The 23,263-nt window shown below is 62.2% G+C and carries 21 protein-coding genes; 11 read left to right on the forward strand and 10 right to left on the reverse strand.

The features are described from left to right. Positions 1-87: 87 nt before the first annotated feature. From C5748_RS21595 to C5748_RS21610, 4 genes are read left to right on the forward strand one after another with little or no spacing between them, the layout of a single operon-like run. Positions 88-1,062 carry a molybdopterin-binding domain-containing protein gene (locus tag C5748_RS21595; protein ID WP_146119582.1) on the forward strand — a complete coding sequence of 325 codons (975 nt, stop codon included), beginning with the start codon at positions 88-90 and terminating at the stop codon, positions 1,060-1,062. Further along, positions 1,056-2,687: a formylmethanofuran dehydrogenase subunit A gene (locus C5748_RS21600; protein ID WP_105744208.1), complete on the forward strand. Its 1,632-nt coding sequence runs from the start codon at positions 1,056-1,058 to the stop codon at positions 2,685-2,687. The genes C5748_RS21595 and C5748_RS21600 overlap by 7 nt, the downstream gene beginning before the upstream one ends. Then, on the forward strand, positions 2,675-3,583 hold the full coding sequence (gene fhcD / locus C5748_RS21605) for a formylmethanofuran--tetrahydromethanopterin N-formyltransferase (protein WP_105744210.1): 909 nt from the start codon (positions 2,675-2,677) through the stop codon (positions 3,581-3,583). The genes C5748_RS21600 and fhcD overlap by 13 nt, the downstream gene beginning before the upstream one ends. After that, positions 3,580-4,395 (forward strand): formylmethanofuran dehydrogenase subunit C, encoded by an 816-nt coding sequence (locus C5748_RS21610; protein WP_105744212.1) that lies wholly within the window; start codon positions 3,580-3,582, stop codon positions 4,393-4,395. Before fhcD ends, C5748_RS21610 begins: the two co-directional genes overlap by 4 nt. Positions 4,396-4,617: 222 nt before the next feature. Here the strand turns inward: C5748_RS21610 and C5748_RS21620 are convergent, their stop codons facing one another. Genes C5748_RS21620 through C5748_RS21630 form a run of 3 tightly spaced genes read right to left on the reverse strand, consistent with a single transcriptional unit; the run spans position 4,618 to position 8,419 of the window. Next, complete coding sequence (locus C5748_RS21620) at positions 4,618-6,912, reverse strand: xanthine dehydrogenase family protein molybdopterin-binding subunit (protein ID WP_105744214.1); 2,295 nt, start codon at positions 6,910-6,912, stop codon at positions 4,618-4,620. Further along, positions 6,909-7,916, reverse strand: coding sequence for an FAD binding domain-containing protein (locus tag C5748_RS21625; protein ID WP_105744216.1), 1,008 nt, complete (start codon positions 7,914-7,916; stop codon positions 6,909-6,911). The genes C5748_RS21620 and C5748_RS21625 overlap by 4 nt, the downstream gene beginning before the upstream one ends. Before the next feature lie 5 nt (positions 7,917-7,921). After that, the gene (locus C5748_RS21630) at positions 7,922-8,419 is read right to left on the reverse strand and encodes a (2Fe-2S)-binding protein (protein WP_105744269.1); all 498 of its coding nucleotides are present in this window, start codon (positions 8,417-8,419) and stop codon (positions 7,922-7,924) included. Positions 8,420-8,705: 286 nt separating this feature from the next. On the opposite strand from C5748_RS21630, the gene C5748_RS21635 reads away from it, so the two are divergent. Then, the gene (locus C5748_RS21635; protein ID WP_105744218.1) at positions 8,706-9,341 is read left to right on the forward strand and encodes a TetR/AcrR family transcriptional regulator; all 636 of its coding nucleotides are present in this window, start codon (positions 8,706-8,708) and stop codon (positions 9,339-9,341) included. A 311-nt stretch (positions 9,342-9,652) separates the two neighbouring features. On the opposite strand, the gene C5748_RS21640 is transcribed toward C5748_RS21635, so the two are convergent. Next, positions 9,653-10,363, reverse strand: coding sequence for an SDR family oxidoreductase (locus C5748_RS21640; RefSeq protein WP_105744220.1), 711 nt, complete (start codon positions 10,361-10,363; stop codon positions 9,653-9,655). 187 nt (positions 10,364-10,550) lie between these two features. Between C5748_RS21640 and C5748_RS21645 the strand changes: the two genes are divergently transcribed. The 3 genes from C5748_RS21645 (at position 10,551) to alaS (ending at position 15,759) form a co-directional block, all read left to right on the forward strand. Beyond that, positions 10,551-11,213, forward strand: coding sequence for a YiaD family glycine zipper/OmpA-like lipoprotein (locus tag C5748_RS21645; RefSeq protein WP_105744222.1), 663 nt, complete (start codon positions 10,551-10,553; stop codon positions 11,211-11,213). A gap of 421 nt (positions 11,214-11,634) precedes the next feature. Continuing rightward, positions 11,635-12,732, forward strand: a complete 1,098-nt coding sequence (recA, locus tag C5748_RS21650; RefSeq protein WP_105744224.1) for a recombinase RecA — start codon at positions 11,635-11,637, stop codon at positions 12,730-12,732. 369 nt (positions 12,733-13,101) lie between these two features. Beyond that, entirely contained in the window at positions 13,102-15,759 is a 2,658-nt protein-coding gene (gene alaS / locus C5748_RS21655) for an alanine--tRNA ligase (RefSeq protein WP_105744226.1), read from the forward strand. Positions 15,760-16,070: 311 nt separating this feature from the next. Here alaS and C5748_RS21660 read toward each other — a convergent pair whose 3' ends face one another. Further along, positions 16,071-16,418, reverse strand: a complete 348-nt coding sequence (locus C5748_RS21660; RefSeq protein ID WP_105744228.1) for an antibiotic biosynthesis monooxygenase family protein — start codon at positions 16,416-16,418, stop codon at positions 16,071-16,073. Continuing rightward, a complete protein-coding gene (locus tag C5748_RS21665) occupies positions 16,415-16,744 on the reverse strand; it encodes an NIPSNAP family protein (RefSeq protein ID WP_105744230.1) in 330 nt (109 codons plus the stop codon). Before C5748_RS21665 ends, C5748_RS21660 begins: the two co-directional genes overlap by 4 nt. A 73-nt stretch (positions 16,745-16,817) precedes the next feature. On the opposite strand from C5748_RS21665, the gene C5748_RS21670 reads away from it, so the two are divergent. After that, complete coding sequence (locus tag C5748_RS21670) at positions 16,818-17,495, forward strand: ArsR/SmtB family transcription factor (protein ID WP_105744232.1); 678 nt, start codon at positions 16,818-16,820, stop codon at positions 17,493-17,495. A gap of 24 nt (positions 17,496-17,519) precedes the next feature. Here C5748_RS21670 and C5748_RS21675 read toward each other — a convergent pair whose 3' ends face one another. The 4 genes from C5748_RS21675 to C5748_RS21690 form a co-directional block, all read right to left on the reverse strand. Further along, positions 17,520-18,149, reverse strand: coding sequence for a glutathione S-transferase family protein (locus tag C5748_RS21675; RefSeq protein ID WP_105744234.1), 630 nt, complete (start codon positions 18,147-18,149; stop codon positions 17,520-17,522). Between the two features lie 211 nt (positions 18,150-18,360). Beyond that, positions 18,361-19,575 (reverse strand): NADP-dependent isocitrate dehydrogenase, encoded by a 1,215-nt coding sequence (locus C5748_RS21680; protein ID WP_105744236.1) that lies wholly within the window; start codon positions 19,573-19,575, stop codon positions 18,361-18,363. A 258-nt stretch (positions 19,576-19,833) separates the two neighbouring features. Further along, complete coding sequence (locus C5748_RS21685; RefSeq protein ID WP_105744238.1) at positions 19,834-20,226, reverse strand: ribbon-helix-helix domain-containing protein; 393 nt, start codon at positions 20,224-20,226, stop codon at positions 19,834-19,836. Between the two features lie 212 nt (positions 20,227-20,438). Then, positions 20,439-21,047: a DJ-1/PfpI family protein gene (locus C5748_RS21690; protein ID WP_105744240.1), complete on the reverse strand. Its 609-nt coding sequence runs from the start codon at positions 21,045-21,047 to the stop codon at positions 20,439-20,441. 176 nt (positions 21,048-21,223) lie between these two features. On the opposite strand from C5748_RS21690, the gene C5748_RS21695 reads away from it, so the two are divergent. After that, positions 21,224-22,081 carry an RNA methyltransferase gene (locus C5748_RS21695; RefSeq protein WP_105744242.1) on the forward strand — a complete coding sequence of 286 codons (858 nt, stop codon included), beginning with the start codon at positions 21,224-21,226 and terminating at the stop codon, positions 22,079-22,081. Beyond that, a complete protein-coding gene (murI, locus tag C5748_RS21700; RefSeq protein ID WP_105744244.1) occupies positions 22,078-22,926 on the forward strand; it encodes a glutamate racemase in 849 nt (282 codons plus the stop codon). The genes C5748_RS21695 and murI overlap by 4 nt, the downstream gene beginning before the upstream one ends. Positions 22,927-23,263 lie beyond the last annotated feature (337 nt).

The raw sequence follows: 23,263 nt of genomic DNA on the forward strand, positions 1-23,263 counted from the left end.
CAGGCAGTACCATTATCAGACGCAATTCAGCATGCTGCAAAGCTTCTGGCGTCCAGCCGCTGCCCGGTTATATCATTCGATGCGGATGTGCATGGCACCCGCAGCGTCATCGCTTTGGCCGAAAAGCTTGGCGCGGCCTATGACCATGTCAGGGGCAGGGAACTCCTCAACGAGATTGCCCTCTTCACCCAATATGGCGGTATGTTCACGACACCGGGCGAAGTGCGCCGGCGCGCGGACCTGATCGTCGTCATTGGCGATATTCCGGCCTCGCATCATGACATGATCCTGTCATGGGCGTCCGCGCCGGCCGATCTCACGGGCAAGCAATCACGAAGCTGGTTTCATCTGAAGGCAAACCGGCCTTCCGGCGATACCGGAATGAACAAGCACGCGTTGAAGGTCGGGGCCGTCAGCCTTTCAGCCGAAGGAGCTTCGCTCGGCGCGGCTGTGGCGTTGTTGCGGGCCGGTCTCGCGGGCAAGCGAACAGCCATCCCTCTCGCCAATCTTGACAGTCTCAAAACGGCCTTGGCCGACGCCGAGTTTCCGGTCTTCGTCTTCTCGGGCAATCCCGAGGAACCGACGAGCCTTGCCATGCTGCAGGGCCTGGTTTCCGATCTCAACAGGTCGAAGCGCGCCAGCAGCCTGTTCCTGCCGTCGGACGATGCCGCCTGGGGCGCGGTCCTGACATCGGTGTGGATGACCGGCTTTCCGCCGCGCACCGGTTTTCCGAATGGCGCGCCGGTCTATGATCCACAACGCTGGGATATCCAGCGTATGCTGCGGGAGAAGGAAGCGGATCTGCATCTCTGGATATCGGCAAGCGACGGCGCATCGCTCTCGAAACGGGGTAAAATTCCGCTCGTTGCGCTGGCGCGTACCAGAAACCCGGTGCGGAGCGCGGCCGTCACCATCTGCGTCGCCGCGCCCGGTATCGACCATGACAGCGTGATTTATTCGAGCCGGATCGGGACATTCAGGGCGGAACGGGCCAGCGCCCCGTCGGACATGCCCGAAATCGCCGGCGTCATCAGACAGTTGAGCGAGGCGCTGCCATGCTGATCCGGCTGACAGGCGGGGAAATCATCGATCCGGTCAATGGCCAAAGCGGCAAGCGGGATCTCTGGATCCAGGACGGCTTCATTGTCGACAAGCCCGAGGGCGAGCGCGCCGACAAGACCTATGATCTGTCCGGCTGCATCGTCATGGCTGGCGCCATCGACATCCATTCTCATATCGGCGGCGGCAATGTGAACACCGCGCGGCTGCTCCTGCCGGAACAGCATGCCGCGCATCTGCCGCGTCCGGCCGACACGCCGCTCTCCAACGCCGGCTGGTCGACCTTCACGACGGGCTGCCTCTACGCGCAGATGGGCTTCACCACGGTGGTCGAACCGGCCATGTCTCCTTATAACGCGCTGCACACACATCTGGAGCTTGCCGATATCCCGATCATCGACAAGGCGACGCTCACCATCCTTGGCAATGACGATTTCCTCCTGTCGCTGATCCGTGACAAGACATCCTCCGACATGATGGATGATTATGTGGCCTGGACGCTGGCCTCGACGCATTCGCTCGGCGTCAAGGTGATCAATGCGGGCGCTGCCGCCGCATTCAAGGAAAATGTCCGGGCCTTCTCGTTCGACGATGTCGTTCCCGCCTATGGCGTCAGCTCGCGCAAGATCGTCAAGACATTGCAGGCCTCGGTCAACCGGCTCGGCGTGCCGCATCCCCTGCATGTCCATGCCAACAATCTCGGCATTGCGGGAAGCGCCGATACGGCGTCTGTGACCATTGATGCAACAGAGGGTGTGCCGCTGCATCTCGCCCACCTTCAGTTCTACGGCTATGGCACTGAAGGGAAACGGAAATTCTCCTCCGAGGCCGCCCGGCTGGCGGAACAGGTGAACAATAATCCGGATGTCACCATCGATGTCGGCCAGGTGATGTTCGGTCAGACCGTGACGATCTCATCCGACATTACCCGGCAATTCCTGGCGATCGGCAATGCCAATCCGAAGAAGACCGTCATCATCGATGGCGACGGCAATGGCGGCGGTATCGTGCCTTATCGCTACAAGAAGAATTTCTACGGATCGCTGCAATGGGCCGTGGGGCTCGAACTGTTCCTGCTGATCGATGATCCCTGGCGCGTGTTCTTCACCACCGATCATCCGAACGGCGCGCCTTTCACATCCTATCCTGAATTGTTCGAGCTCCTGATGAGCCGCGATGCCCGCGATGCCAAGACGGCGGAACTCAACGCATCGGCGCTCGAACTGACGACGCTCGGCTCGCTCCGGCGCGAATACACGCTCGATGAAATCGCCATCATGACGCGTGCGGCGCCGGCGCGGCTGCTCGGGCTGAAGGATCGGGGGCATCTGGGTTCCGGCGCCATTGCCGATATCGCCGTCTACCGCAGGGGTCGCGACATCGCGGGCATGTTCCGCGAGGCGGCTCTTGTCTTTAAGAACGGTGAACTGGTGGTCGAGAACGGCAAGGTCGTGCATTTGCGCTGGGGCAAGGCGCTGCGCCTCAAACCGACGCCCGACAAGGCGATGGTTCGCCGCATGCAGGCCTATCACGAGGAGCGCTACGGCCTGTCGCTCGACTGGTTCACCTTTCCCGACAGCGCGATCCAGCGGGACGAGCCTTTCGCGGAGGTTTCATGCAGCAGCTGATCCGCAACGGAGTCGCTATCGACGATACATTTGCCGAGGCTTTCGGCATGCGCGCAACGGCCATCATCATTACCGCGCCGACGCTGAAATGGGCGCGCCAGGCTGCCATCACCATGACGGGCTATGCGACATCGGTGATCGGCTGTGGCTGCGAGGCGGCGATCGATGTCGATTTGCCGCCGTCGAAGACGCCCGACGGCCGGCCGGGCTGTCGCGTCATGATCTTCGCCGTGAGCACGGACGAATTGCAGAAGCAATTGAAGAACCGGCTCGGCCAGTGCGTTCTGACATCGCCGGGTAGCGCCTGTTTCGCCGGGATGGAGGGCGGCACGCCGCTCAATCTCGGTTCGGCGCTGCGCTATTTCGGCGATGGCTGGCAGATATCGAAGAAGTTCGGCGGCAGGCATTACTGGCGGGTTCCCGTTATGGACGGGGAATTTCTGTGCGAGGCGACGACGGGCATGACCAGGGAGGCGGTCGGCGGCGGCAATTTGCTGCTTCTTGCCGCCGATGCTGAGAAGGCGCTCGTCGCGGCGGAGCGCGCCGTGGCGGCGATCGGGAAAATTCCCGGCGCCATCATGCCGTTTCCCGGCGGGATCGTGCGTTCGGGATCGAAGATCGGCGCCAAATACAAGGGGATGACGGCCTCGACCAACGATGCCTTCGCGCCGACACTGAGCGGCGTGGTGAAAAGCGCGCTCGATCCTGAAATCAACGCCGTTCTGGAGATCGTGATCGATGGCGAGACGAGCGATGCGGTTTCCGCCGCCATGCGCGCCGGGCTGAAGGCCGTGATCGACCTTGGACCGAAGCGGGGCGCGCTGCGCATCAGCGCCGGCAATTATGGCGGCAAGCTCGGCAAGTTTCACTATCATCTGAAGGATTTGCTGCCATGAAAGCGCTGACCTTCACGCTCCGTGCGCAACCGGAAGAACGCCTCGACCTCTCCGCTTTGATCCCTGACAGGCTCGACGGCATGAGCGTTGCGGAAATTGCGAAACTGCGCATCGGAACCAGCCGGCGGCCGGCGCTCGTGGGCGATATTTTCAAGATCAGGGGCGAGAACCGTTCCCACATCATCTTTGACGGCGGAAGCCGTCGTTTCGATCGCGTCGGCGCGGGGATGAGCGGCGGCATGCTGTTTGTCGCAGGCGACGCAGGCGCGCAGGCCGGGCGAAGGATGAGCGGTGGAATGCTCGTCATCGAGGACAATTGCGGACCGCATGCCGGCTCCGGCATGGCGGGCGGACGCCTGGAGATATTGGGCAATTCAGGCGATTATCTCGCTGGGCCGCTCGCCGGAGAAATGCTGGGGATGGAGGGCGGCGTGCTGATCGTGCGCGGCAAAGCCGGCCATTACGCCGGTGATCGCATGCGCCGGGGCGTTCTCGCCATCCTGAAAGGATGCGGCGACTATGCCGGCAGCCGCATGATCGCCGGAAGCATCGTGGTGACAGGCCGGGTCGGCGCCATGCCTGGATATCTGATGAAGCGCGGCTCGCTTCTGTTCGACCGGCGGCCCGAGACGATTTCGCCGACCTTCATCGATTGCGGCCGGACGGATATCGCCTTTTCAGGTCTCTTCGACCGGTATCTGATCGACGACAAGATCCTCGACAAGCCGCTATTGGGCCGGAAGCCCGGAAAATACGGCGGCGACAATGCCGTCCTGGGAAAGGGGGAAATCCTGTTCCGCATGGGGCGGTGAGGGATTGCCCATTCATAGACTGGAATCACCCCCCTCTGCCCTGCCGGGCATCTCTCCCACAAGGGGGGAGATTACGCCTTCATTGATGTGGCTATCAATCATGGATATTGAAGAAGGAATGTCGAGGTCTGTATCAGCCAATCTCCCCCCTTGTGGGGGAGATGGCCGGCAGGCCAGAGGGGGGTATAACAGCGCCTATACTTCCACATAAGAATGAACCGCCTAAATCAGTTTCTCCGGCGTGATCGGCAGATCGCGTATCCGTTTGCCGGTGGCGTGGAAGACGGCGTTGGCGATGGCCGGGGCGACGCCGACGATGCCGACCTCGCCGACGCCCTTGCCGCCGAGGACGGAGGCATGCAGGTCGGGCACGCCGACCGAGATCACCTCGATATCCGGAATGTCCGCATTGGTCGGCACGAGATAGTCGCCGAGATTGTTGTTGACGACACGGGCATTACGCGGATCGACGAGGCCTTCTTCGAGCAGCGCCTGGCCGATACCCATGATGATGCCGCCCTTCCACTGGCTCTCGACGAGCTTCGGGTTGTAGAGCCTGCCGCAGTCGAAGGCCGAGACGATGCGCGAGACGCGCACCGTGCCGAAATCCTCGTCGACACATACCTCGACGAAATGCGCGCACCAGCTATGCATGGAATAGTCGCCATCGGTCGGCGCGCGCATGAGCGACATGGTGGTCCAGGCCTGCAGGCGGCCCTCGTCGTTGCGCAGCGCCTCGGGGAGGGTATCGCGCTTCACTTCGATACGGTCGCGGCCAGTTCGCGCCATCAGCTCGGCGATGGTGACGGCCGGCCCGTCGCCGCGCGGCGCTGCGATCATGCCGTCGGCCACCGACAGTGTGTTGGCGCCGCTGTCGCGGAACGGCGAGTTGGGGTCGTTGAGCGCAAGCCCGACCAGTTCCTCGCGCGCCGCCAGTGCCGCCTTGTGGACGGCGCCGGTCATGACGCCGGCAAGCATCGAACCGCCGGCGACGGCCGATCCGGGCAGCGACGAATCGCCAAGCCTGACCTCGACCTGATCGACCGGCACGCCGAGCGCTTCGGCCGCCGTCTGGGCGAGGATCGTATAGGTGCCCTGTCCCATGTCGATGGCGCCGCTTATGACCTCGACAATGCCGTCGTTGCGGATGCCGATGATCGCCTCGCCATAGGCGCGGATGACCGGGAAGGTGCCGATTGCGACGCCCCAGCCGATCAGTTCGCGACCATTGCGCATGGAGCGTGGTTCGGGCGTGCGCCGGGCCCAGCCGAAGGCCTCGGCGCCCGCCGCAAGCGCCTCCCGGAGATGGCGCGTCGACCAGGGCTTGCCGGACTGCGGGTCCTTTTCGGCGTCGTTCTTGAGCCGCAGTTCCACCGGATCGATCCCGGTGGCGTAAGCCAGTTCGTCCATGGCGGATTCGATGCCGAAGGCGCTGGGGTTCTTGCCCGGCGCGCGCAGCGGCCCCGGCGTCACGGTGTTGACCGGAACCAGCCGGTGCTGTGAGCTGAAATTCGAAACCGCATAGAGCAGCGGCGTGGCGGCGCCGGTATTTTCCACCCAGGTTCCGACCGTCGAGGTCTCGTTGGCGCCGCGATGGACGACCGCCTGCAACACGCCGTCCGCGTTCGCGCCGAGCGCGACCGTCTGGCGCGTCGCCGCCCGGCCGCCATAGGCGGTGAAAGTCTGCGGACGCGTGACGGCGAGCTTCACCGGCCGGCCGAGCCTCCTGGCGGCTGAGGCGGCGAGTGCGCCGTAAAAAGACGCGGAGGCCTTCGATCCGAAGCCGCCGCCGATGAAGGGCGAGATCAGCGTGACGTTCTCATGAGGAAGCCCGAACCATTCCGCATAGGAGCGCGCCATGCCGTGCGTCCACTGGCTCGGCTCGTAAACGGTGAGGTGGTCGCCCTCCCAGGCTGCGATCAGGCCATGCGGCTCGATCGCCACGTGATATTCGCGAGGGGTGCGGTATTCGGCTTCGATCCTGACCGGCGCTGCGGCAAACGCTGTCTCGGCCTCGCCCCAGGCCACCGTCAGATTGTCGACGAGGTTGCCTTCGCTGGCATTGGGATCGTCGAGGCCGACCGTCGCCGTCGTCTCCTCATAGGCGATCTTGATCAGGGCGGCCGCCGCGGTCGCCTGTTCGAGCGTTTCGGCCACCACCGCCGCGACGGCCTGGCCGTTGAACGCGATCTCCGGGACGAGCGGACGATAGACCCCCTCGGCGCGATTGCCGAACCAGTCCGAGGCAAACTTGAGACCGAGATCATCGTTTGATGTGAGCACGAGGCGCACGCCGGGCGCGGCCTCAGCCGCCGCGGTGTCGACCCTGATCACCCGGCCGGCCGCGATCGTGCCTGGCACCAGCACGGCGTGGGCGAGATTTTCGAGCCGGTGCTCCAGGGCATAGGTCGCCTCGCCGGTGATCTTCAGATGCCCGTCTATACGGGACTGCCGCCCGCCGACGCCACCTCCGTCGGAAGCTTCACCATGTTTCACAGGACGATCGAGAACGGTCATGCCACACCTCCAACTTTCAAAATGGCGCGCGCGACGACACGCGGCGCAAGTTCGATCTTGTAATGGTTGCCGTCCCGACCGACACCCTGATCGACGCGGGAGCTGAGCGCCCCTTCGACGGCAAGCAGGCTGGCGCGTTGCACCGTTTCCGGCTCCAGCGTCTTGCCCCGCAGCGCGTCTTCCACTGCCCGGGCGCGCCACGGCTTCGTCGCCACGCCGCCGAGCGCCACGCGCAGATCGCGAATGGTCCTGCCATCGGGTTCAAGTTCGATGCCGACCGCAGCGCTTGCGGCGGCGAATTCATAGGATTGGCGGTCGCGGACCTTCAGATAGGTCGAGCGGCGCGCGGCGGGTGAGGCCGGAATGGTGATCGCGGTGATGATCTCGCCCGGCTCGATCGCATGTTCCCGGTCGGGCGTGTCTCCCGGCAGGAGAAAGAAATCGTCCACGGCCACGCTGCGCTCGCCGAGATGAACCATGGCATCGAAGGCGACGAGGGCTGCGGCGAGATCGCCGGGATTGGTGGCGATGCAGGACTGGCTCGTGCCGAGGATAGCATGATTGCGATTGACGCCGCCGATCGCCGAACAGCCGCTTCCCGGCGCGCGCTTGTTGCAGGCGGGGAAGGTGGCCGGATCGCGGAAATAGGCGCAACGCGTGCGCTGCATGAGGTTGCCGCCTGATGTCGCCATGTTGCGGATCTGCGGTGATGCCGCCTGCCACAAGGCCTCCGAAACGGCGGGAAAATGCGTCATTATGCCTGCATCCTCGGCGATTTGGCTCATCCTGGCGAGCGCGCCGATGAAGGCGCCTTGCGCGTCGACGCGGATGTCGCCCAGGCCTTTGAGATGGGTGATGTCGACGACGCTCTCAGGTTCGGTGACGCCGCATTTGGCGAGGTCGAGCAGGGTGGTTCCGCCGGCGAGCAGCATGGCGGAGGGGAGCGCCGCGGCGCGGCGCGCATCATCCAGCGAGCCGGCGCGAAAATAGGAAAAATCTCTCATGATGCCTACTCCGCTGCCTGTTTGTGTGCAGTCAAATCTTCCGCAGCCTGACGAACCGCCGCGACGATGTGCGGATAGGCCCCGCAACGGCAGAGATTGCCCGACATATATTCGCGAATCTCGTCATCCGATCCGGCATGGCCCTCGCGAATGCAGGCAACCGCGGACATGATCTGCCCCGGCGTGCAATAGCCGCACTGGAAGGCGTCATATTCGAGGAACGCCGCCTGTACGGGGTGAAGCTCGCCATTCGAGCCGGCGAGCCCTTCGATGGTGGTGACCGCCTGGCCCTCGGCCTGTGCGGCAAGGGTGAGGCAGGCGAGCACGCGTTCTCCGTCGACATGGACGGTGCATGCGCCGCACTGGCCGTGGTCGCAGCCCTTCTTGGTGCCGGTGAGGCCCAGATGTTCGCGAAGCGCATCCAGAAGCGTGACGCGCGGCTCGATATCGAGCGCCTGCATGCGCCCGTTGATTTCAAGATGAACGATTGTCCGGTTCGTCATTTCCGTCCTGCTCCATTCATGGCGTGACGTCCGCCAGGTCCGGCCCGGCGGCGAGGCAGAGGGGTATTGAGCCCATTGCTCAAATTCAGGAGGATCGATGCCATGCGTCTTCGCGATGCCGCAGGGCAGGCAGGGCCTTGCAAGCGCGAAAGACATGTCATACTCGATCCCTTGCGGATTGGATTAACAGTCGAGGTGTTTCGATGTAAATCGGAGGCGCCTCCGTTTCTGATCCTAGTCGCTTGCCGCTTGCGGTCAAGTCACTAATTGTTGTTGGAGCCAACTATTGACGACCAAGCCGCCGACCATTTCCGAAGAGGCCCGGCCTGTTGCGCCTGAAAAGCGCCTGCGGGCCGATGCCCGCCGCAATCGTGACAAGCTCCTCGAAACCGCCAGGACGGCTTTTGCCGAACATGGGGTGGATACCTCCCTGGAAGATATCGCGCGGCGCGCCGGCGTCGGGATCGGAACGCTCTATCGGCATTTTCCGACGCGGGAGCATCTTGTCGAGATGGTCTATCGCCGCGAGGTCGAGGCGCTGTGTGCGGCGGCCGACGATCTGGCACGGCAGCATGCGCCGGATGCGGCGTTAGCGGAATGGATGCAGCGTTTCGTCGATTACATCGCGGCCAAGCGCGGCATGGCGAGCAGCCTGCGCATCCTGCTGACGAGCAATTCGGAGCTCTTCGCCGACGTATCCGGCATGGTCGCACTCGCATTGCGCCGTCTGGTCGATGCCGCGGTGGCGGATGGTTCGATCCGCGGCGACATCGAAAGCTCCGATGTGCTGCACGCGCTTTCGGGCATCTATTCGGCTCCCGATACGCCTGACTGGCGCGACCGGTCGCGCCGGCTGGTGTCGCTCCTCATGGATGGGCTGCGCTGGGGTTCTCCGAAGGCGGGCGCGAACCGGAAACCTTGATCAGACTCCCGATACAAAGGGATCGTCCGTCACGCTGAGCTTCGGCTTCCGGCGTGACGGGAGGCTGATCGGGCGGCCGAGGACGAGGGCCATCGATGTGAAGGGCGACGATCAGGCCGAAAATCATTCGTCAATGCGGCCGTCGCGGCTCCGGGCGGGAACGTGGAGCGGTTCCTGTTTTGATGGAATCCCTGATGTTACGCCATTCTGCATGACTGCTGCGGTGGAGCGGGCGAGGATTCCTGTGCTCGTCACAGTTGCCACGCCTCGACGATGCCGCGGCCGCTACGGCGGAAACGAGGCTCCAGCGCTCAGACGTGCCGCGTGATGCCGCCGTCGACGCGGATGTTCTGGCCGGTGATGTAGCCCGCATCGTCGCAGAGCAGGAAGGCCGCCGTCTTGGCGATTTCCTCGACCGTTCCAACGCGCTTCATCGGCACCGCATCCGCCGTCTCCTGCTTGTGGTCGAGACTGTCGATATAGCCGGGGAGGAGGGCGTTCATGCGGATATTGTTGGCGCCGTAGCGGTCCGCATAGAGTTTGGTATAAGCGCCGACGGCGGCGCGATAGGCGCAGGAGACGGGAAATTTCAGCGTTGGTTCGAAGGCCGCGAAGGTGGTGATGTTGACCCAGGCGCCCTTGCCCTGGCTGAGCATCAGCGGCGTCACCAGGCGCGCCATGCGCACCAGGTGCAGAATCATCATCTCGTTGCCGAGAACCCAGCTCTCGTCGGTGATGTCGAGGAGATCGCCCTTCGGCGGATGCCCCGTATGATTGACCACGGCATCGATGCGGCCGTAGCGGCTCACCGCCAAATCCACCAGCGCCTCGAGGTCGGTCAAATTTTGCGCCGATCCCTTGATGCCGACGCCGCCAAGCTCGTCCGCCAGTTCGACGGCGCTTCCCGACGGCGACATCAGAGCCAGGCGATAGCCCCGTTCGCCCAATTCCCTGGCAATTGCGGCGCCCATGCCGCGCCCGCCGCCCGTGATCACCGCTACTGGCTTCTCGTCTGCCGGCATCTGATTCTCCTCTGCACCGTATATTCGTGTGGACGATAGCCAGTCATTGCATCCTTGGCCAGAGGTCGAGCAATGTTGCTCAACGGGTGTGGTTGCGGTTCGGGCGATGACGCCGTATACGAAATCTTCACCATATTGCCGCAATCGCAATTATCATTCGCGACGCACTCCAACCGGGGACCATCTCATGATCAAGAAGTTTTCCATTGCTGCCCTGGCGGCGACGTTTCTCGCAGGCTGCACGACCGATCCCTATACCGGGCAGCAGAAGGTGTCGAATACGGCTGGCGGCGCGGCCATCGGTGCCGCCGTCGGCGCGCTGGGCGGTCTGGCCGTCGGCGGATCGAGCCGTGCGCAGCGCAATGCCGTGCTGATCGGCGCAGGCATCGGCGCACTGGGCGGCGGCGCCATCGGCAATTATATGGACCGCCAGGAATCGGAGCTGCGGGCGCAGCTTCAGGGCACCGGCGTTTCGGTCACCCGCAATGGCGACCAGATCATCTTGAACATGCCGTCGAACATCACTTTCGATACCGATCAGGACGCGGTGAAGAGCCAGTTCTACGCGACGCTCAATTCCGTTGCGATCGTATTGCGCAAGTTCAACCAGTCGCTCGTCGACGTCTACGGCCATACCGATTCGACCGGCAGCGCCAGCTACAACCAGCAGCTTTCGCAGCGCCGCGCCCAGTCCGTCGCCAATTATCTGGGCAGCCAGGGCATCGACCAGCGCCGCTTCGCCGTCATCGGCTATGGCGCGACGCAGCCCGTCGCCACCAATGCCACGGAAGCCGGCCGCGCGCAGAACCGCCGCGTCGAGATCCAGATTTCGCCGCTTACCCAGGGATAAATCCGTAGAGTAGAATTTACCCGGGGATAAATCCGGAGAATTTACCCTGGGATAAATCCGTAGAATTGACCCGGGGATAAAGCTGCCTGATACGGCACGAATGAAGCGCGGTCTCCAGAGGCCGCGCTTTTTTATTGCCTGTCGTGAACGGATCGGCAGGGCCTGATCGGGAGGGGCGCCCACGCTACCTGTCGCCGCCGTTACCGAATCGTGCGACGCGATGCCGGGTCGAAATCGTATACCGACGATCTTTTTTGTAACACGCGATCAACCGCCAAAGCGGGAACATATAATGAACATTTTTGTAATATCCATGATTTTCAATCAGTTGCAGGCCTTGCCAACTGAGAACAAAACAGATACAAATAGTTTTCAAGAACGGGTTGTCCGGGCTTCATGCACCACACAGGGGTAGTGTAACATGTCTCAGAATTCGTTGCGACTTGTTGAGGATAATTCAGTGGATAAGACTAAGGCTCTGGACGCGGCGCTGTCTCAGATTGAGCGGGCGTTCGGCAAGGGTTCGATCATGCGGCTCGGTCAGAACGAGCAGGTGGTTGAAATAGAAACGGTTTCGACCGGATCGCTTTCTCTCGATATCGCGCTTGGTGTGGGCGGTCTGCCCAAGGGGCGCATCATCGAAATCTATGGTCCGGAAAGCTCGGGCAAGACGACGCTGGCGCTGCATACGATCGCCGAAGCGCAGAAGAAGGGCGGTATCTGCGCCTTCGTCGATGCGGAGCATGCGCTCGATCCCGTCTATGCCCGCAAGCTTGGCGTGGATCTGGAAAATCTTCTGATCTCGCAGCCCGACACGGGCGAGCAGGCGTTGGAGATTACCGATACGCTGGTGCGTTCCGGCGCAATCGATGTGCTGGTGATCGATTCCGTCGCGGCGCTGACGCCGCGTGCTGAAATCGAGGGCGAGATGGGCGATTCCCTGCCTGGTCTGCAGGCCCGCCTGATGAGCCAGGCGCTGCGCAAGCTGACCGCATCCATCTCGCGTTCCAACTGCATGGTCGTCTTCATCAACCAGATCCGCATGAAGATCGGCGTCATGTTCGGTTCGCCGGAGACGACGACGGGCGGCAATGCACTGAAATTCTATGCCTCCGTCCGCCTCGACATCCGCCGCATCGGCGCCGTCAAGGAGCGCGACGAGGTGGTGGGGAATCAAACTCGGGTAAAGGTTGTCAAAAACAAGCTCGCACCGCCCTTCAAGCAGGTGGAGTTCGACATCATGTATGGCGCCGGCGTCTCCAAGATGGGCGAGTTGGTCGATCTTGGCGTCAAGGCTGGTGTGGTCGAGAAATCGGGCTCATGGTTCTCCTATAATTCGCAGCGTCTGGGGCAGGGGCGTGATAATGCCAAGCTGTTCCTCAGGGACAATCCGGAAGTGGCGCGCGAGATCGAGCTGACGCTGCGCCAGAACGCCGGCCTCATCGCCGAGCAGCTTCTCGATGAGGCTCGTCCCGGCGGGGCGGATGACGATGATGGTGCCGACACGGCGGAAATGTAGGAACAGGCGTTAAGTCCAGGGACTTTCCATAATGCGGGCCCGCGTTTTCCCTTCATTGCGAAGGCGGTAGCGCGGGCTTTTGCTTTGTAGCCTTGGGAGTAAGCCCTGGGGCAGCCCGGAGCATTCCAGGGGATATCCTTCCACTGCTTTTCGGCTGCCGGATTATCTGGACAGGGGTGCGCGGCATCGCTAAAAGCGGGCGGTCCGGGCGCGCTGCCCAAATTTGCCGAAGCACAGACTTGTTGCCCAGGCATGGAACTGGCCAGCGCACTATCCGGGCGCAGATCATTTCGGAAGGCGAAGCCAGCCAAGCGGCGGAGGCCCGGCAAGGCGGACGTCCCAGAGGTTCAGGGCCAAAAGGTATAGAGTATGAGTGGCGTCAACGAGATACGGTCGACATTTCTCGAGTATTTCAGGAAGAACGGGCATGAGATCGTGCCGTCGAGCCCGCTCGTGCCGCGCAATGATCCGACGTTGATGTTCACCAATGCCGGCATGGTGCAGTTCAAGAATGTTTTCACCGGACTGGAGCCGCGGCCCTACGCCAGAGCGACGACCTCGCAGAAATGCGTGCGCGCCGGCGGCAAGCACAACGACCTCGACAATGTCGGCTACACCGCACGCCACCACACCTTCTTCGAGATGCTCGGCAATTTCTCCTTCGGCGATTATTTCAAGGAAGAAGCGATCGGCTTCGCCTGGAACCTGCTCACCAGAGAGTTCGGCCTGCCGAAGGACAAGCTGCTCGTCACCGTTTACCACACCGATGATGACGCGGCCAATTTCTGGAAGAAGATTGCGGGCTTGTCCGACGACCGCATCATCCGTATTGCGACCAGCGATAATTTCTGGGCGATGGGCGATACCGGCCCGTGCGGCCCGTGTTCGGAAATCTTCTATGATCATGGGGCCGATATCTGGGGCGGTCCTCCCGGCAGCGCGGATGAGGATGGCGACCGCTTCATCGAGATATGGAACCTCGTCTTCATGCAGTTCGAGCAGCTGACGAAGGAGGAGCGCGTCGCGCTGCCGCGTCCGTCGATCGATACCGGCATGGGGCTGGAGCGCATCGCCGCCGTGCTGCAGGGCGTTCATGACAATTACGACATCGATCTGTTCCGCGCGCTGATCCGCGCGTCGGAGGAGGCGACGGGCGTCAAGGCCGAGGGCAAGAACCGTGCGAGCCACCGGGTCATCGCCGATCACTTACGCGCATCGAGCTTTCTGATCGCCGATGGCGTGCTGCCGTCGAATGAGGGGCGGGGCTATGTGCTGCGTCGCATCATGCGCCGCGCCATGCGCCATGCAGAGCTCCTCGGTGCCCGCGAACCGCTGATGTGGCGGCTGTTGCCGACGCTGATCCGCGAGATGGGGCAGGCTTATCCCGAGCTGATCCGCGCCGAAGCGCTGATTTCCGAGACGCTGAAGCTTGAGGAAACGCGCTTTCGCAAGACGTTGGATCGCGGGCTCGGGCTGCTTGGCGAGGCGACCGAAAATTTGAGCGAGGGCGGTCGTCTTGACGGCGAAACCGCCTTCAAGCTCTATGACACCTATGGTTTCCCGCTTGATCTGACGCAGGATGCGCTGCGCCAGCGCGGCATCGGCGTCGACATGGAAGGGTTCAACGCGGCCATGGAGCGCCAGAAGGCGGAGGCGCGCGCCAGTTGGGCCGGTTCCGGCGATGCCGCGACGGAAACCGTGTGGTTTTCGGTGCGCGACAAATCAGGCGCAACGGAGTTCCTCGGCTATGAGACGGAAAAGGCCGAGGGCATCATCACGGCGCTGGTGCGCGACGGTGCCGTCGTCGAGAGCGTCGCGGAAGGCGAGACGGTTGCCGTCGTTGTCAACCAGACGCCGTTTTACGGCGAATCCGGCGGTCAGCAGGGCGATGCGGGAACGATTTCGGCTGAGGATTTCACTATTGAAATCTCCGATACGCAGAAGAAGGGCGACGGCGTTTTCGTCCATATCGGCCGCGTGACGCGGGGTGAGGCAAAGACAGGTGCGGTGGTGGAGCTTGCCGTCGACGCATCGCGGCGCACCCGCATCCGTTCCAATCATTCCGCGACGCATCTTCTGCACGAGGCGCTGCGCGAGACGCTTGGGCTCCATGTGGCGCAGAAGGGCTCGCTCGTGGCACCTGATCGGCTGCGCTTCGATTTCTCGCATCCAAAGCCGATTTCGGCTGGAGAATTGAAGCAGATCGAGGATATCGCCAACGAGATCGTGCTGCAGAACTCAGCCGTGACGACGCGGCTGATGGCTGTCGACGACGCCATTGCCGAGGGCGCCATGGCGCTTTTTGGCGAAAAATACGGCGATGAGGTGCGTGTCGTGTCGATGGGCACGGCGACGCAGGGGCCGAAGGCGGGCAAGATTTATTCCACCGAGCTTTGCGGCGGCACGCATGTGCGCCGGACCGGCGATATCGGGCTGATCCGGGTCATCTCCGAAGGTGCGGTTGCCGCCGGCGTGCGCCGCATCGAGGCGCTGACCGGCGAGGCGGCACGGCATTATCTGGAAGAGCAGGACGAGCGGATCAAGGCGCTGGCCGGCGTGTTGAAGACGACGCCTGCCGAGACGATCGATCGCGTGACGAGCCTGATGGAGGAGCGCCGCAGGCTCGAACGCGAATTGACCGAGGCGCGCAAGAAGCTGGCGCTCGGCGGCGGCGGAGAGCAGACCGCGGCCCAAAACGAAACCGTCAGCGGCGTGAATTTCATCGGCAAGGTGGTCACAGGCGTTTCGCCGCGTGACCTGAAGCCGCTTGCCGACGAGGGTAAAAAGGCGCTCGGATCCGGCGTGGTCGCGTTCATCGGCGTCGGCGAGGATGGCAAGGCGAGCGCCGTCGTCGGCGTCACCGACGATCTGACGCCGCGCATCAGCGCCGTCGATCTCGTCCGCGCCGCCTCCGCCGCTCTTGGCGGTGCGGGCGGCGGCGGCCGCCCTGACATGGCGCAGGCAGGCGGTCCGGAAGGCGCAAAGGCGCCGGAGGCGATCGCGGCGGTCAAGGCTCTGCTGGGCTGAGCCGCAAGGGAATAAGGGATTGAACAGGCCGGGGTGATCCGGCCTGTTTTCGGTGGAGTGGTTTACTTTCAGATGAAAGCGGTGGCTCTATTTTCACTGTGGCGGTTGCGGCATCGCTGAGGCATGGCAACCTGTGACAAGCACAGGAATGACGGCAGCTTGGCTGTTGATGGCCAATTGCCAGCGTCTCCACTTACAGAATGGTTCTCGTCAGGGCGAAATCATCACCACTTCCGTCATTCCTGTGCCCGGGCCTGTGCTTGTCACAGGAATCCTGCCTCGCCATCTCCATTTCCTCGACGGTGAACTGCCTAACCGTGAGCCGCCCTGCTATCGTCCGGCGCCTGGTCGCGATCATCAAGGCCGTAGTCGCGCAGAACACCGGCGATACGCAGCTGGTAGTTTTCGAAGACGCTGCCACGGCCTTTTGCCTGGGCGATGCGGTGCGCGGGGAGGTTGCGCCATTGTTTCACCGCCTCTTCATCGCGCCAGAACGAAAGCGACAGGAGCTTTCCCGGTTCATGCAAGCTCTGGAACCGTTCGATGGACAAGAAGCCGTCTATTCCAAGCAATTCTCCGCGCAGTTCGGCGGCGATGTCGAGATATTGCGCCCGGCGCGTTTCGTCGGCGGGCCAGACTTCAAAAATCACCGCAATCATGACCGAACAAGCTCCGCGTGCGGGCCCGAGACGAGCTTCAGGAATAGCCTGTCCTCCTTCAGGATGAACCGTTCCTTGCGGGCAAATTCATAATTGGCGCGCCCCAGCGGATCATCGACCAGTCTTGCGCGATAGGCTTCGTAGGCGGCCAGGTTTTCGATGTTGTAGACGCCATAGGCGGTCGTGGCCGAGCCTTCATGCGGCCCGAAATAACCGATCAGATCCGCGCCGCAGCGGGGAATCGCCTGGCCCCAATTGCGGGCATATTCAGCAAAAGCCTCTCGCTTGAACGGGTCGACCTCGTAGCGGATGAAACAGGTGATCATGGTACGCTCCTTGCGTTTCGGTAGCCAATATCTAGCGCTTGAACTCCGTTCATGCTTCGGTTAACGTCGAACTATGAAAGACGGTCCTGTCATTGCGAATATCGCGGCGCTGCTTGGCGATCCGGCGCGGGCGAACATGCTCACCGCGCTCATGGATGGGCGCGCGCTGACGGTGAGCGAGCTCGCCGGGGTGGCCGGCGTCACCCTGCAGACGGCGAGCGGACATCTCGCCAAGCTCAGCGCAGCCAATCTCACCCTCATGGAAAAGCAGGGGCGGCATCGCTATTTCCGCCTGTCGGGACCGGATGTGGCGGAGGTGCTGGAGGGGCTAATGGGCCTTGCGCAACGCACCGGCGCGGTGCGGGTGCGGACGGGGCCGAAGGATCAGGCGCTGCGTACGGCGCGGATCTGCTATGACCATCTGGCGGGAGAACGCGGCGTCGAAATGCTCGACGCGGCGCGCAGGCTCCACCTCGTTGCCGAGGATGCGGATATCGCGCTGACGGATAAGGGCCGTGATTTCTTTACCGGCCTGGGTCTCGATATCGACAGGCTGGAGAAGGGCAAGCGCCCGCTGTGCCGGGCCTGTCTCGACTGGAGCGAGCGGCGCAATCATCTGGGCGGCGCGCTGGGGGCAGCACTTCTGGAGAGTTTCATTGCGCGAGGCTGGGCGCGGCGGTTTGAGGGACGCGTCATTTCCTTTACGCCCAGCGGCGCGCAGGCCTTCCGCTCGGCGTTTTCAATCGAGTAGGGTACTAATCGTCGTTGTTGCCGATCAAGCCGTCGCCTTTTTCATGTTCTCCGCAGCGGCGTCGTCCAATTGAAAGGCGCGGTTCAGGGCCTCGCGGTCCTTCAGGCGCTCCCAATAGGCCGTGAAGGCGGGACGTGATTCGAGTGTGCCGAAACTTGTGCCCCAGGACACATGCGAACCGACATAGACATCGGCCGCGGTGAAGCGCTCGCCGGCGATATAGGGATGTGCCGATACGGCCTTTTCCAGGGCATCGACGACGGAGGCATAACTTCCGTAGCCGACCATGCCGCTCTTGTCCTCGGGTGGTTCGAGGCCAAGCGCATGGTTGGTCAGCGCTGCCTCGACCGGGCCTGCCGTAAAGAACATCCAGCGGAAATAATCGGCGCGCTCGTCGGGGCGAGGCGCCAGTCCTGCCTGGGGGAAGGTCTCGGCCATATAAGCGCAGATGGCGGCGGCTTCGGTGACGATATGCCCGCCGTGACGCAGCGCGGGAACCTTGCCCATGGGATTGATCGCGCAATATTGATCGTTTTTCATCGGCGGGCCGAAATCGAGGATTTCTACATCGTAGGGCTCGCCGATTTCTTCCAGCATCCAGCGGGCGATGCGGCCGCGCGACATCGGATTGGTGTAGAGGGTGAGTTCAGTCATTTGGCATCCTCCTTAGAATTCATGGCAGGATGCTCCCATTTCATCCAAAAGAAAACCCGGCCTCAAGAGGCCGGGTTTTCATGAAATTGAATTGCTTTAGAGTCCGTCAGAACGGTAATGATTTACCTTCTTCTTATGGCAGATTCTCGGGACAAGCCCGAGAATGACGACTGGACAGGAAGGCTTGTCCTGTCAGCGTTTCAATTAAACTTTAAGCCGCCATCGCCTTCTGCAGGTTCTCGTCGATCTTGTCGAGGAAGCCGGTGGTTGAGAGCCAGGGCTGATCCGGGCCGATCAGGAGCGCCAGATCCTTGGTCATGAAGCCCGATTCCACCGTATCGATGCAGACCTTCTCCAGCGTATCGGCGAAGCGCTTCAACTCGGCATTGTCGTCGAGCTTGGCGCGGTGTGCGAGGCCGCGCGTCCAGGCGAAGATCGAGGCGATCGAATTGGTCGATGTTTCCTCACCCTTCTGGTGCTGGCGGTAATGGCGGGTGACGGTACCATGCGCCGCTTCCGCCTCGACGGTCTTGCCGTCAGGCGTCATCAGCACCGAAGTCATCAGGCCGAGCGAGCCGAAGCCCTGCGCCACGATATCCGACTGCACGTCGCCATCGTAGTTCTTGCAGGCCCAGACATAGCCGCCGGACCATTTGAGCGCCGAGGCGACCATGTCGTCGATCAGGCGATGTTCGTACCAGATCTTCTTCTTGTCGAATTCGGCCTTGAATTCGGCTTCGTAGACTTCCTGGAAGATATCCTTGAAGCGACCGTCATAGACTTTAAGGATGGTGTTCTTGGTCGAGAGATAGACCGGGTAGCCGCGCTGCAGGCCATAATTGAGCGAGGCGCGGGCGAATTCCTTGATCGATTCGTCGAGATTGTACATGGCCATCGCCACGCCCGATCCCGGTGCGTCATAGACCTCGTGCTCGATCACCTCGCCATCATCGCCGACGAACTTGATGGAAAGCTTGCCCTTCCCAGGAAATTTGAAATCGGTGGCGCGGTACTGGTCGCCGAAGGCATGGCGGCCGACGATGATCGGCTGGGTCCAGCCGGGCACCAGGCGCGGCACGTTCTGGCAGATGATCGGCTCGCGGAAGATGACGCCGCCGAGGATGTTGCGGATGGTGCCGTTGGGCGATTTCCACATCTTCTTGAGCTTGAATTCCTCGACGCGGCCCTCGTCCGGGGTGATCGTCGCGCATTTGACGCCGACGCCATACTCCTTGATGGCATTGGCGGCGTCGATCGTGATCTGATCGTTGGTGGCGTCGCGATGCTCGACCGAAAGATCGTAATATTTCAGATCGATATCGAGATAGGGATGGATGAGCTTGTCCTTGATGAACTGCCAGATGATGCGGGTCATCTCGTCGCCGTCGAGCTCGACAACCGGGTTCGCAACCTTGATCTTTGCCATGGAGAATGCCTCTTTCTTGGTGGATCGCGCCCCTATAGCACCGGCGCTGCCCAAGGCAAAGCTCTATGGCATTTTTCTGTGTGAAGGTTGATGTTGTGGGTATGCTGCTTCTGCGCTGCCGCGTCCGGGGTTGGACGGCGAGGCATGGATTCCTGTGACAAGCACAGGAATGACGGGGGCGATGATTTCGCCTTTATGAGAGCGCTCCTGCGGGCGGAGGCGTTGATAATTAGCCGATTACAGTCAGTTTATCGGAAACTAATGCCCGTGCGCGGCCAGGCCGAAATGACGTTCCTTGTTCGGCGCATAGCGGCCTTGTTCCCGCGCCAAAACACCATCGGCGTCGAGCGAGGCAATCGTTGTATCGCGGTCCGCAGGGATCGAACCATCGATCTGCAAAGCGAGATAACGACCGCAGCAGACGCGCAGGAACGAGGCGAAATTATCGAGATCGTGGCCTTCCTGCAGCGATTCATTATAGAGACGGCCGATCAGCTGGCTGAGCGTCAGCCGGTCGCGTGCGGCGATATCCTCCAGCGTCCACCAGAAAAAGCTTTCGAGCCGGACACTGGTGACGACGCCGTCGATCCGCATGGAGCGGGTGACACTTTGCCAGAGTGCCGGATCAGCACCGATGAAGAGTTTGCACATCGGATCCTCCCAGCCATGTTATGGGCCAGCCATGTTGCAAGGGTCAGTGTCACCCGAAGCCCTGTTCTTTGCAACCCGATACTCTCACGCGGCGAGCGAATATGCGCGGCATCTACCCTTCATCCGACCGCGCTTCGCCCGGCCACCTTCTCCCACAAGGGGAGAAGGAAGGGCAGGCGTCGTCGCACCAATTCCATATGCGATTGCCCTGCTCACGCGGCCGACCGGACGTTGCTTGCGCCGTGGCTGATCTCGGTGCCGAGAACGGCGAAGAACTGCGACAGCCATGCCGGATGGGCCGGCCATGCGGGTGCGGTGACGAGATTGCCGTCGGTGATCGCCTGATCGACGGGGATATCAGCGTAAGTGCCGCCGGCGAGTTCGACCTCGGGCTTGCAGGCTGGATAGGCGGAACAGGTGCGGTTCTTCAACACCTTGGCGGCGGCGAGAAGCTGGGCGCCATGGCAGACCGCGGCCACGGGCTTGTCGGCATCGAAGAAATGCCTGACCATGGCGATGACATTATCGTTCAGCCGCAGATATTCCGGGGCGCGTCCGCCGGGAATGACCAGGGCGTCGTAGCTCTCGGGCTTGATGTCGGCGAAGCTGGCGTTGAGCGTGAAATTGTGCCCGCGCTTTTCCGAATAGGTCTGGTCGCCCTCGAAATCATGGATGGCGGTGGCGATGGTATCGCCGGCCTTCTTGTCGGGGCAGACGGCATGGACGGTATGCCCGACCGCGAGCAGCGTCTGGAACGGCACCATGGTCTCATAGTCCTCGCCGAAATCGCCGCAGATCATCAAAATGCGCTTTCCTGACATCTCAACCTCCCTGATCAGATATGAACCTTATCGAAGCTTGGCACAGGATCGTGGCGCGGGGGTGTTATCCCGCTACTACACGCCGTGCCGTAATCCCCCGCCATGCGTAATTCTTTGAGTTTTTGATGTGATTGTGCCAGTGAGTGCGGCATTCCAATCGCTGACTTGAGAATATCATGGCCGGAACAGACAGACATCGCCCTTTTATCGCCGAAGGCCCGGCCATCATCCTGGTCGAGCCGCAATTGCCGGAAAATATCGGCATGGTGGCGCGCGCCATGGCGAATTTCGGGCTGGCAGAACTGCGCCTGGTCAATCCGCGCGAGGAATTTCCCAACGAGAAGGCGCGGGCGGCGGCGAGCAAGGCGGATCATGTGATCGATGGCGCCAAGGTTTATGACGATCTCGCCTCGGCGGTGCAGGATCTCAATTTCGTCTTCGCCACCACGGCGCGCGAGCGCGATGGTTTCAAGAAGGTGGCGGGGCCGGTGGAAGCGGGCAGGGCGTTGCGCCAGCGTTTCACGGCGGGGCAGAAGACCGGCATCCTGTTCGGGCGCGAGCGCTTCGGCCTCAGCAATGAGGAGGTGAGCCTTGCCGATGAACTGGTGACGTTCCCGGTCAATCCGGCCTTCGCCTCGCTCAATATCGCGCAAGCCGTGCTGCTGATGTCCTATGAATGGATGAAATCGGGCATGGAGAGCGATACCGATACCGCATTTCGCGGCCCGGAAATGGAGCCGGCGCGCAAGGAGACGCTTCACGGTTTCTTCAATCATCTGGAGGAAGCTTTGGATGTCCGCGGCTATTTTCGCCCCGCGGCGCGCAAGGAGATCATGGTTCACAATCTGCGCTCCGTCCTGACCCGTGCCGGCTTCGCGGAAGCCGAGGTGAGGCTTTTGCGCGGCATCGTCACCTCGCTCGATTATTTCACGCGCAAGCATCCGCGCGGTTCCGGCGCGCCTGAAGGCCGCGAAAGGCCGAAATCGGCGGCAGCCGCGAAAAAGGCGAAAAACAGTGAGGACGCGCAGGAATGAAGCTGGAGGAACCGGTGGGGCAGATCGCGGCTGCGCCTCTTGAAGGCCTGGCGGCCGATGCCGCGCCGGATCGTCCCATCCTGGTTTTCGACAGCGGCATCGGCGGATTGACCGTCTTGCGCGAGGCGCGGGTGCTGATGCCGGACCGCCGCTTCGTCTATATCGCCGATGATGCCGGTTTTCCCTATGGCGGCTGGGACGAGGAGGCGCTCACGCGCCGCATCGTCACGCTTTTCGGCGGTTTTCTCGCCGAGCATGATCCGGAAATCGTCGTTATCGCCTGCAATACGGCCTCGACGCTGGTGCTCGACGATCTGCGCCGCGCCTATCCCGCGACGCCCTTTGTCGGCACCGTACCGGCGATCAAGCCGGCTGCGGAACGCACGCGCTCCGGCCTCGTCTCGGTGCTGGCGACGCCCGGCACGGTCAAGCGCGCCTATACCCGCGACCTGATCCTGTCATTTGCCACGCAATGCCATGTCCGTCTCGTCGGCAGCGAAAATCTCGCCCGCATGGCGGAGGCGCATATCAGGGGCGACGATGTGGACGACGAGGCGGTCCGCGCCGAAATCGCGCCATGCTTCATCGAAACGGATGGCGGGCGCACTGATATCGTCGTGCTTGCCTGCACGCATTACCCCTTCATGGCCAATGTCTTCCGCCGGCTTGCGCCCTGGCCGGTCGATTGGCTCGATCCGGCGGAGGCGATCGCGCGGCGAGCGCACTCACTTCTGGCAAGCAGCGGCGCGCAGCCGGAACATGGCGACGACATCGCCATCTTCACCTCCGGCCAGCCGGATTTCTCGACCCGGCGGCTGATGCAGGGGGTTGGGTTGAGGGAGTGACGGAAATCATGGTGCGCCCTTCACCCTCGTCCTTCGAGGCTCCCCTTCGACAGGCTCAGGGTCGCACCTCACCATGAGGGTGAAGGGTCGGCAACGCTGAAGTAGCCCTCATCCTGAGGTGCGACCCTGAGCCTGTCGAAGGGGAGCCTCGAAGGGGAGCCTCGAACCACGAGGGTGAAGGGCGGTGATTCCACCAAAACAAGACCTACTCTAGGTCGTAGTGACGATTTAAGGTTTTGGGATTCCAAAATTCCGGCAAATCAGATTCAACACTGACTTTTGGAGGTCAGTGATGGATTGCGATGTTCTTCGGGATGATCAATGGGAACGGATCAAG

Source organism: Phyllobacterium phragmitis, from assembly GCF_002980495.1.
GTDB classification, from domain to species: Bacteria; Pseudomonadota; Alphaproteobacteria; order Rhizobiales; family Rhizobiaceae; genus Paramesorhizobium; species Paramesorhizobium phragmitis.